The following is a 9,614-nucleotide window of genomic DNA, read 5'->3' as shown; positions in this document are numbered from 1 at the left end:
TCACGTGATCGTTGGGATGTACGGGCTTCTTGAGCTTGCTTGAAGCAAGGGTTGCCAAGACCTCGTTCATGTTCATGTTCGAGCTGGTGCCTGATCCGGTTTGATAGATATCAATGGGGAACTGGTCGTCATACTTACCCGTAATGACTTGATCTGCAGCCCAGGCGATGGAGTCTGCAATCTTCTGGTTCAAAACACCCAGTTCTGCATTAGCGAGAGCCGCCGACTTCTTGATCTGGGCTAATGCGGCAATGTGTGCAGGCTCGAGTGTGGTGCCTGAGATGGGGAAGTTCTCCACTGCGCGCTGAGTCTGAGCGCCGTAGAGCGCGTTGATAGGCACCAGCACCTCACCCATAGTGTCGTGCTCAATGCGGAAGTCTGTGTTCTGAGCCATGAGCGTCCTTGCTGTGGTGGTGAGGTGGAGCGAAGGTTCTTAGATGCCGATGTCGCCGACCACAACGTCAGGCTGCACACGACCCTGACCGAGTCGGTAGTTGGCGCCCACGATGGCGAGGTTTCCCTCGGCAATGGCCTGAGTGATGAGCTCAGAGCTTTCCATGAGTTCAGCGATGGTGTCGCGCAGGTGTTCACGGCCAACCTCGAGAGCATCAACTGCTTGGGGATCCAGCGAGCCATCAGGTGCAAAGAGTCCAGCTTTGCCCGCAACGCGTCGGATAGCCGGAACGATGCGCGAAACTAGGGACTCAATGTGGGGTGGAAGCGGGTTGGCATCGGGTCCCAGCATGTTGATGGCACCGTTGACCGCACCACAGTTGTCGTGACCAAGCACAACGATGAGGGGAACCTCTAGAACGCTGACGGCATATTCCAACGAACCCACCACTGAGTCAGAGATGATCTGGCCCGCGTTACGAACCACGAACAGGTCGCCGAGTCCCTTATCGAAGATGATTTCAGCAGCGAGTCGGGAGTCAGAGCATCCAAACAGTGCCGACATAGGGCGCTGGGCTGCCACGAGTTCAGCACGACGGTCAACGTCCTGACGAGGGTGAGCGGGAGCGCCCGTAACGAAGCGTTCGTTACCACGGGTCATCTCTTCCCAGGCCTTAGCGGGGGTGGTCTTGGTCATTGCGCGCTCCTCAGGTCTGCCGTGATCGAAGTAGCTAGTTGGAGAAATTCAGCGTTGTCTGCGGTGCCAAAGAGGACAACAGTCGAACGCCCAGAGGAGGTTACCAATGCATACTGGACGTTTCCTGCGTCACTCATAGAGCGATTGTCGTACTCGGTCCACACCTGGCCATCAATAGTGACTTCACCGGTGGCGGGGTAATCCTTGAGTTCGTTCGAAACCCAGGTTTCGTTTGCATCGAAAGCTTCGTTGAACGCAATGAACTTATCGTTGGGGGTAATGAAGCCGATGTACCAGCTGGTGACCTGGCCGTTTGCGGCATTACGCAGCTCTGCTGCGTTCGCTCGCCACTGCTCAGGCATGGCAGGAACCAGGAGGTCTTCACCGAGAGACTGCGAGGCAACCTGACTCTCGGAGATGTAGTCAACTTGCCAGTTAGGTTCACCCTCAGCGCGGGGGACCAGGAAGTAGATCACCGCGACGAGACCAACAGTCACCAATAGTGAGTAGACCAGGTTGTTGATGGTCTTGCGAGATTTGTAGAGCCTGGAATTCTCTTGCTTACGAGCAGCAGTTTCTGCTGGTGTCTCAGGACGACCTAGCTCGGCAACAATCTTGGGCTTTTTGCTCATTCGGCGGCAGCGCCTGTGTCTAATCCAGCACGAGCAGCATTGAGACGCTCTTTGGCACCAACAAGCCATTCTTCACAGCGCTTGGCCAGTGCTTCGCCGCGTTCCCAGAGAGCCAGAGTCTCTTCCAGAGTGGGGCTTCCCTGCTCAAGCTGAGAAACAACAGCAACAAGCTCATTACGTGCGTCTTCGTAGCTGAGCTTCGAGACATCTACTGGTGCTGCCATAGTTACGATTCTACCTTCCGTGGACCGGCCGAAACCGCGTCGATAGTGCCCTCGGCCAGGGTGAGAGCAAATTCTGTTTTCGAAGGCGCATCCTTGGCGGAGCGTGCGACCTTGCCATTAGGCAATACGGCGATCGCATAGCCACGATCCAGCGTCTGCTGGGGTGAGAGCGCTCGCAGTTGGGTCTTCAACGACAAGGTTTCCTGAGCTGCGTTGTGCAGCGCGCGATCAACCAGGTCAGAGCCTCGTTGAACGTTCCGCACGATCTCTTCCGCACGCGTTGTGATGATCCAGTCCGCATCTGCCAGGACGGGCCTAGAACGCAACGTCTCGAGGCGGTCGAGCTCGCCGGTGAGGAAAGACGTCACGCGGTTGTTGATGCGGCTGCGCGCATCGGCAACGCGTGCCAATTCTTCTCCCACATCAGGAACAACTCGCTTGGCGGCATCCGTAGGCGTTGAAGCGCGGAGGTCGGCCACGTTATCCAGAAGCGGAGCATCGGCCTCATGGCCGATAGCACTGACCAGAGGAGTGACACAGGCTGCGGCAACGCGAACCAGCTTCTCATCGCTGAAGGGAAGCAGGTTCTGGAAGTCGCCACCTCCTCGGGCCACGATGATGACATCCACTTCGGGGTCTGCATCAAGTTTCTGAATAGCGGCGATGACTTCAGGGACGGTTTGGTCGCCCTGCACCTTGGTGTGGATGACCTTGAACTCAACCTGGGGCCAGCGCAGGTGTGCGTTCTTGAGAACGTCTTTTTCGGCGTCCGAGTCTTGCCCGGTAATGAGACCAATGCACTGGGGGAGGAACGGCAGCGGAACCTTACGGTCCGCATCGAAGAGACCTTCTTTGGCTAACTGCGCGCGCAAGCGCTCCAGTTTCTCCAACAGGTCACCCAAACCAACATGGCGCAGCTCAAGAATGTTGAGGCCGAGGTTTCCGTTCTTCTTCCAGAAGTCGACCTTGACCAGCGCGATGACGCGGTCACCCTGCTTGATGTCATCAGGCATCTTGGTGCGGGCATTGGACCAGATAGTGAAGCCCATGGTGGAGTCTTCGGTGAGGTCTTTGAGCTTGCCAAAGATGCCTGAGGAGCGCTGATCCCACTGCGTAATTTCACCCTCAACCCAGACCAAACCAAGGCGATCCAGATACGCCTTGAGTTTGCTGGTGAGGGCAGCAACGGGCCACGGATCTTCCGGGGTCGATGCCTCTTCACTCATACCTTCTACGGTAGTCGAGACTCCGGACAAACCTCACCTTCAGTCGCCTACACTTGAAGCTGTGAGCGCAACGAATATTGGTCTGGGCATGCCCCGCATCCCCCGCCCCAAGATCACTCTGGTGGAACTTCCTTCCCCTGAGCCCAAGCGCGTCCTTCTCGCTTCTCCTCGTGGCTACTGCGCCGGTGTTGACCGCGCTGTCATCACAGTGGAGAAAGCCCTGGAATCTTTTGGTGCACCTGTGTATGTGCGCAAGGAAATCGTTCACAACAAGCACGTCGTGACCACGCTCGAAGAAGCAGGTGCAATCTTCGTCGATGAGGTTGACGAAGTTCCTGAAGGTTCACACCTCGTCTTCTCAGCTCACGGTGTCTCCCCAGCGGTGGTGGCCGAAGCTGAAGCTCGCAACATGCAGGCTATTGATGCCACCTGTCCGCTGGTGACCAAGGTTCACCGTGAAGCGGTGCGTTTTGCTCGTGACGACTATGAAATCTTGCTCATTGGGCACGAAGGTCACGAAGAAGTCGAAGGAACTGCCGGCGAAGCCCCCGACCATGTCACCATCGTGGATGGTCCTCACGCTGTTCCTCACATCGAGGTCAAGGACCCCAACAAGGTTGTCTGGTTGTCTCAGACCACGCTCAGCGTGGACGAGACCATGGAAACCGTTCGCCTACTGCGCGAACGCTTCCCCAACTTGCAAGATCCCCCCAGCGATGACATTTGTTATGCCACCCAGAACCGTCAGGTTGCCATCAAGAAGGTGGCTGCTGATTCGGATCTCGTGATTGTGGTCGGTTCAGCGAACTCCTCGAACTCAGTGCGCTTGGTTGAAGTTGCCCTCGAATACGGTGCCAAGGCGTCCTATCGTGTGGACTTCGCTGACGAAATCAAGCAGGAATGGTTCGAAGGAGTTTCTTCGGTCGGTGTCACCAGCGGTGCTTCTGTCCCCGAAGAGCTCGTTCAGGACGTGCTTGAAGTACTTGCTTCCGGTGGGTACACAGACATCCAGGAAGTGAAGACAGCTGAAGAAGACCTCATCTTCTCGCTGCCGAAAGAACTGCGCCCTAAGCGCGCTTCTTAGACCTCAGTCGCAACACCGACATTTATCTGGCGGTGCTAAACGCGAACTTCATGATGTTGGAGTAGGTCATTCCTGGCTCGAAGAGGGTTGTCTGCAACTCAGGTCTTCTACTTATGGCGCTATTGACGTGCTGAGGCTCCAGCGCTAATCCACGCCCTGGACCAATGTGTGATCCGTCTTCGTTGTTTATCGGGCTGAGGAATTTACCTGCATAGACCTGGAGAACGGGTTGTTGAGAGGTGAGGGAAAGTGTGATTCCCGTGCCGGGGTGCCACAACTCTGCGACAACCCCCGGTTCATTGGAGATGAAGCTGTTGTCGAGCTCTTTCCATGGCCTCTTGGCTAGTGCGGTGGGTTCTGAATAATCGAGATCAGTTCCTTCAATAGAAGAAACTTCGCCAGTAGGAATCAGGTCGTGGGTGTCAAGAACTTCACAAGCATATATTTTGAGTACGTGACCTGAAAGGTCTTCTTGGTTCGCTCCACTGAGGTTCCAGTAGGAGTGATGCGTGAGGTTGACGGGTGTGGTCTGATCCGTGGTTGCGGTGTATTCAATCAACAAGCTCATATCTGACGTCAGACTGTAACGAGCGGTGACAGTGAGGTTGCCTGGATAGCCGTTATTTCCGTCGACACTCATATGTGTGAACGTCACTTCAGATTCTGTCTGCTCTGAAATTTGCCAGTTCACGCGGTCTAGAGCGTCCTCCCCACCGCCATGAAGGTGATGTGGGGAGGAGTTGACGGTAAGTGGATACGTGAAACCATCTCGAATGAAGGTGGCGTTCTCAACTCTTCCGGCAAGGCGGCCTACAGTTGCCCCGATGAGGTCATCCTGAAATTCTTCATAGTGGTCTGGATTGGAAAACCCGAGGACCACATTGGTCAAGATGCCGTGTTTGTCGGGAACGTGCAGTTTTACCAGACGTGCGCCACAGGTGGAGAGCACTGCTGAGGTTCCAACAGGATGCCTCAGAGTGATCTGCGTGGAATTCATGAAATCAGTTTTATCCGACTTGTTGAGCTACCGGTCGAAGCGCACCATTGTGATGTAATTCCACCGGAATGGGGGAGCTGATTGTTCCAGTGAATTCTCCGGGAGCCCCAGAATCTTTGAAGCCAAAAAGATTGTGACTTCCGTCGGCAAAGGTCACGATGCGGCCAGCATAAACCCCACCATCAGGTGGGATAGGGGTGGCTGCACCCAGATTGAACGGCCCTAAAGGCCCTGCGGCTGGAGCTGCAAAGGTTGCATATGTTTTCTCAATACCAGGGCGGTGAATGTCCTGAGGAGCAGCGCAGAAAATGAGAACCCAGCGTCCATCTACTTCGACAACTTGGAATACCTCAAGCTGGTCGAATTGCGCGTTGGAGAGCAGCGGTTCCTTGAGTTCCCAGGAAGAGAGGTCATTCGAGACCGCGTGCGCCATGGTTCCATCGCCGGTTGTGTCACGTGCAGTGACGAGCATGTGCCATTGATCTTCGAAAAAGAAAACCCACGGATCCCTAAAAGGCTCTTCATCCTTGGGATCAGTTTCACTCGTGGCATACCAGGGACCTGAAGCGGTGAGGATGGGCTCGTCCCCAACACGTTCCCACGTGATGAGGTCGGAAGAAGTGGCATGACCGATTCGTTGAATTCGGCCCTTTGATTCCTTGTCGATGCCGGTATAGAACATGTGCCACACGTCGTTGTGTTTGAGGACACTTCCGGTCCAAATTCCTTGGCTGTCAAAGTATTCGCCTTCTCGGCGCAGGAGAGCATCTGGCAATTCGGTCCAGTTCACCCCATCGGTGGAAACGGAGTGTCCAACCTGGGCATTGTGGTGGCGCTTGTCGGAGTCACCCAGTGATTTGGGGGCTTTAAGGTAGAAGACATGGAGGTCTTCGCCATCTTGTGCGTACCAGGAATCCCATACCCAGTCGTCGTGAAGTGCGATCATGTGCCCATCCTCTCACTTTTGTTTGCTGTGAAAATAATTACGAATTGGTAACAAAGTCGAAAATTCAATGAATTGGACTTGATTTCATCATGAAAGAAACTCTATCTTTTTTTTACCACAAACATTAGTCGGGCCGTCAAAGGGGACACCACGTGGCTACAACCACCCAAAAGGGATTCACCCAATCGCAATTCGCTATTGCGATGGTGTTCCTCATCCCTTCATTCATTGGGTTCTTTGGATTCTTTGCCTGGCCTGCGTTACGAGGCATTTACCTTAGCTTCACTGAGTACGACATGCTGCGAGATCCCGTCTGGACCGGCATCGACAACTACGTGAATATGTTTCAAGATCCCATCTTCTTAAACTCAATTGGCGTAACGCTCGAATACGTGTTCCTCAACATCGGTATTCAGACCGTCTTGGCGTTGTTGATTGCAGTGTTGCTTCACCGATTTACTCGGTCCATAGTTATCCGCGGAATTATTCTTCTTCCCTACCTCATTGCCAACGTCATTGTTGCTTTGGTCTGGTACTGGCTGTGTGACTACAACCTGGGTTTGATTAACTCAGCACTTGACGGACTGGGAATTCAGCGAATGGGTTTCTTCGGTAACGAAACCCTCGCTATGCCCACCATCGCTTTCGTCAACGTGTGGCGACACGTCGGCTACACGGCTCTCCTGATTTTCGCGGGACTTGTTGCGATTCCTCGTGATGTGTATGAGGCAGCAGAGGTAGATGGTGCTGGAGAATGGCGCATTTTCAGAAGCATTACGTTGCCTTTGTTGCGGCCCGTACTCGCTTTCGTCCTCGTTGTGACCCTCGTTGGTTCGTTCCAGATTTACGACACCATCGCAGTGACCACTGAGGGTGGCCCAGTTCACGCAACACGAGCAATCAACGTCTACATCTTTCAGCAGGCATTCGAGCAGAGAAACTTCGGTTACGCATCTGCCATGGCAGTCATCTTGATGATCTTCCTGGCATTCATCGCCATCGCTCAGAACAAACTGCTCAAAGCTAACGAGAACGATTTGGACCGCTGATCATGTCGAAATTATCTGAATTCATCAACAGCAAGCGCCGCCAGGTCGAAAACGAAGACTCGTCAGCACTCGTGAAGTCACCAGTAGCTCGTTTCTTCGGGCTCACTGCACTCACTCTCATCATCTTGGGAACTCTGTTCCCGCTGTATTGGATGCTGCGTACTGCATTCTCAACGAACAAGTCCATGTTCTCTGATGCGACCAGCCTGGCTCCTGTTGATTTCACATTCGGTGCAATCAAGCGTGTTTTGGGATTGGCGACGACCCAGGAAGCGATTGCAGAAGGTGGTTCTGGTGGTCAGATCAGCTTCCTTCACTACATGGGTAACTCTCTGATTGTCTGCACCCTGATTGTCGTATTCCAAATCGGATTTGGCGCGTTGGCAGCCTATGCATTTGCTATTTTGCAGTGGCGAGGCAGAGACACTGTATTCGCCATCTTCCTTGTTGCGCTGATGGTGCCCGGAATCTTCACCCTGTTGCCTAACTTCCTTCTCGTCAAAGAGTTGGGTCTTCTGAACAGCTATCTCGGTATCGCACTACCGGCAATGTTTATGGCACCTTTTTCGGTGTTCTTCCTACGACAGTTCTTCCTCGGTATCAACCGATCACTCATTGAAGCAGCAACTATTGATGGTGCAAGCCACTTCCGCATCTTCCGGGTAGTTGCGGCACCGCTGGTCATGCCACAAATTCTGACGCTATCGATTTTGCAGTTCATCTTCTATTGGAATGACTACCTCTGGCCCTTCTTGGTCGGACAGTCAGAAGATTCCAAGTTGCTGACCGTCGGACTCGGAATTTTCCGGAGCCAGACCCCACAGGGAAACCCTGACTGGGCAGGACTCATGGCTGGTGCGCTGATTGCGGCAATCCCCATCATCATCATCTTCCTCATTTTCGGCCGTCGGATTGTCGGATCGATTCAGTCTTCGGGTGTGAAGTAGTCGGTTACATCACCTCGGATAAATCGGTGCAGGCCAACCCTGGTCTCACTAAAACCAAGAGATAAGAAAGTTGAGTTCAATGAAAACAATGAAAGTGGTTGCCATCGGCGCCGTCATTGCTACTGCAGCACTCGGTCTCTCCGGCTGCGCTACAAGCAGCGACTCCGGAGATGTCACGCTGAAGTACGGTCTGTGGGACGCAAACCAGCTGCCCTCGTACCAGAAGTGTGCTGAAGATTTCACCGCTGAAACTGGCATCAAGGTTGATGTTGAGCAAATCGGTTGGGATGACTACTGGGCAAAGATCAACAACGGCTTTGTTTCTGGCGAAAACTATGACGTTTTCACCAGCCACCTTGCCTTCTACCCTGAGTTCGTAAACACGAAGCAGATCCTTCCTATTGACACTAAGAAGAACGGCATTGACCTGAGCATCTACCAAGATGGTCTTGCTGAACTGTGGACCAGCCCAAGCGGAGAACAATACGGACTCCCCAAGGACTTCGACACCATCGCAATGTTCTACAACGCGAATGATCTCGAAGCAGCAGGCGTCACTACGGAGCAGATCAACAGCATGACCTGGAACCCCACCGATGGTGGAACCTACGAGCAGGTCATCGCGGCTCTCACCGTTGACAAGAACGGCGTACACGGAAACCAGCCTGGCTTCGACAAGAACAACGTAGCCACCTACGGTATCTGGATGGAAGGCTCTGGTGGTGGCGATGGCCAAACTCAGTGGTCGTTCCTCACCGGTACCAACGACTGGACCCACACCAACGGCGTTTGGGGCGACAAGTACAACTACGACTCCCCTAAATTCCAGGAAACCATCGCATGGTGGAAGTCTCTCCAGGACAAGGGTTACATGCCTACTTGGGAAGCACAGGATGGCGTGAGCTGGAGCGAGCAGCTTGCTGCTGGCACCGTAGCTATGGCATCTAACGGTTCGTGGATGATCGGTTCCGTATTCGGTTCCGCTAGCGACACCTTCGCTCCTGCAGCTGCGCCAACTCCTGTTGGTCCTTCAGGCGAACGCGCTTCGATGTACAACGGTCTTGCAGACAACATCTGGGTTGGCACCAAGCACCCAGCTGAGTCTCAGCAGCTCGTTGCTTACTTCGGCTCACCTGCTTGCCAGGATGTCGTTGCAGGTAACGCTGTTGTATTCCCCGCAATCAAGTCCTCAACTGAGAAGGCACAAGCTGCTTTCAACGCAAAGGGTATTGATGTCGAGTCCTTCCTCGTTCAGGTGCAGGACGGAACTACGTTCCTGTTCCCCATCACTGACTTCAAGTCGGACATCGGCGCAATCATGACTCCAGCAATGGAAGCAATCATGTCTGGCAAGGCTGGGGTAGAGACCCTCACCGACGCCAACAAGAAGGTCAACGACCTCTTCAAGTAATAACAACG

11 protein-coding genes are annotated in these 9,614 nt (G+C 53.8%); 4 read left to right on the top strand and 7 right to left on the bottom strand.

Going from position 1 to position 9,614, the window contains the following annotated elements; all coding sequences use genetic code 11:
• The 5 genes from Q0362_RS03710 to xseA form a co-directional block, all read right to left on the bottom strand.
• A partial coding sequence (locus Q0362_RS03710; protein WP_298119886.1) for a lyase family protein occupies window positions 1–394 on the bottom strand: 394 nt, incomplete at its 3' end.
• Window positions 395–433: 39 nt separating this feature from the next.
• The gene (locus Q0362_RS03705; RefSeq protein WP_280794137.1) at window positions 434–1,090 is read right to left on the bottom strand and encodes a carbonic anhydrase; all 657 of its coding nucleotides are present in this window, start codon (window positions 1,088–1,090) and stop codon (window positions 434–436) included.
• On the bottom strand, window positions 1,087–1,722 hold the full coding sequence (locus Q0362_RS03700) for a DUF4245 domain-containing protein (RefSeq protein ID WP_298119884.1): 636 nt from the start codon (window positions 1,720–1,722) through the stop codon (window positions 1,087–1,089). The genes Q0362_RS03705 and Q0362_RS03700 overlap by 4 nt, the downstream gene beginning before the upstream one ends.
• Window positions 1,719–1,946, bottom strand: coding sequence for an exodeoxyribonuclease VII small subunit (locus tag Q0362_RS03695; protein WP_280794139.1), 228 nt, complete (start codon window positions 1,944–1,946; stop codon window positions 1,719–1,721). Before Q0362_RS03695 ends, Q0362_RS03700 begins: the two co-directional genes overlap by 4 nt.
• 2 nt (window positions 1,947–1,948) lie before the next feature.
• Window positions 1,949–3,172: an exodeoxyribonuclease VII large subunit gene (xseA, locus tag Q0362_RS03690; RefSeq protein WP_298119881.1), complete on the bottom strand. Its 1,224-nt coding sequence runs from the start codon at window positions 3,170–3,172 to the stop codon at window positions 1,949–1,951.
• Window positions 3,173–3,260: 88 nt separating this feature from the next.
• On the opposite strand from xseA, the gene Q0362_RS03685 reads away from it, so the two are divergent.
• Window positions 3,261–4,256, top strand: coding sequence for a 4-hydroxy-3-methylbut-2-enyl diphosphate reductase (locus Q0362_RS03685; protein WP_298119895.1), 996 nt, complete (start codon window positions 3,261–3,263; stop codon window positions 4,254–4,256).
• A gap of 22 nt (window positions 4,257–4,278) precedes the next feature.
• Here Q0362_RS03685 and Q0362_RS03680 read toward each other — a convergent pair whose 3' ends face one another.
• The gene (locus Q0362_RS03680) at window positions 4,279–5,253 is read right to left on the bottom strand and encodes an aldose epimerase family protein (RefSeq protein WP_298119879.1); all 975 of its coding nucleotides are present in this window, start codon (window positions 5,251–5,253) and stop codon (window positions 4,279–4,281) included.
• A 10-nt stretch (window positions 5,254–5,263) separates the two neighbouring features.
• Window positions 5,264–6,199, bottom strand: a complete 936-nt coding sequence (locus tag Q0362_RS03675; protein WP_298119876.1) for a glycosyl hydrolase family 32 — start codon at window positions 6,197–6,199, stop codon at window positions 5,264–5,266.
• A 152-nt stretch (window positions 6,200–6,351) separates the two neighbouring features.
• Between Q0362_RS03675 and Q0362_RS03670 the strand changes: the two genes are divergently transcribed.
• The 3 genes from Q0362_RS03670 to Q0362_RS03660 all read left to right on the top strand — a co-directional run bounded on the left by Q0362_RS03670 (window position 6,352) and on the right by Q0362_RS03660 (window position 9,606).
• Entirely contained in the window at window positions 6,352–7,248 is an 897-nt protein-coding gene (locus Q0362_RS03670) for a carbohydrate ABC transporter permease (RefSeq protein WP_298119874.1), read from the top strand.
• A 2-nt stretch (window positions 7,249–7,250) separates the two neighbouring features.
• On the top strand, window positions 7,251–8,195 hold the full coding sequence (locus Q0362_RS03665; protein WP_298119872.1) for a carbohydrate ABC transporter permease: 945 nt from the start codon (window positions 7,251–7,253) through the stop codon (window positions 8,193–8,195).
• 79 nt (window positions 8,196–8,274) lie between these two features.
• Window positions 8,275–9,606: a sugar ABC transporter substrate-binding protein gene (locus Q0362_RS03660; RefSeq protein WP_298119870.1), complete on the top strand. Its 1,332-nt coding sequence runs from the start codon at window positions 8,275–8,277 to the stop codon at window positions 9,604–9,606.
• The last annotated feature ends 8 nt before the right edge of the window (window positions 9,607–9,614 follow it).

It is taken from the genome of uncultured Aurantimicrobium sp., assembly GCF_936931525.1.
In the GTDB taxonomy this organism is placed as follows: Bacteria; Actinomycetota; Actinomycetes; order Actinomycetales; family Microbacteriaceae; genus Aurantimicrobium.
Note: the sequence above shows the minus strand (reverse complement) of the source record. Positions and strands in the feature narration are given on the sequence as shown.

Bases quoted from the DNA above. Each gene is read 5' to 3' on its own strand.
- Q0362_RS03705 (WP_280794137.1), bottom strand. From the start codon at position 1,090: ATGACCAAGACCACCCCCGCTAAGGCCTGGGAAGAGATGACCCGTGGT.
- Q0362_RS03700 (WP_298119884.1), bottom strand. From the start codon at position 1,722: ATGAGCAAAAAGCCCAAGATTGTTGCCGAGCTAGGTCGTCCTGAGACA.
- Q0362_RS03695 (WP_280794139.1), bottom strand. From the start codon at position 1,946: ATGGCAGCACCAGTAGATGTCTCGAAGCTCAGCTACGAAGACGCACGT.
- xseA (WP_298119881.1), bottom strand. From the start codon at position 3,172: ATGAGTGAAGAGGCATCGACCCCGGAAGATCCGTGGCCCGTTGCTGCC.
- Q0362_RS03685 (WP_298119895.1), top strand. From the start codon at position 3,261: ATGCCCCGCATCCCCCGCCCCAAGATCACTCTGGTGGAACTTCCTTCC.
- Q0362_RS03680 (WP_298119879.1), bottom strand. From the start codon at position 5,253: ATGAATTCCACGCAGATCACTCTGAGGCATCCTGTTGGAACCTCAGCA.
- Q0362_RS03675 (WP_298119876.1), bottom strand. From the start codon at position 6,199: ATGATCGCACTTCACGACGACTGGGTATGGGATTCCTGGTACGCACAA.
- Q0362_RS03665 (WP_298119872.1), top strand. From the start codon at position 7,251: ATGTCGAAATTATCTGAATTCATCAACAGCAAGCGCCGCCAGGTCGAA.
- Q0362_RS03660 (WP_298119870.1), top strand. From the start codon at position 8,275: ATGAAAACAATGAAAGTGGTTGCCATCGGCGCCGTCATTGCTACTGCA.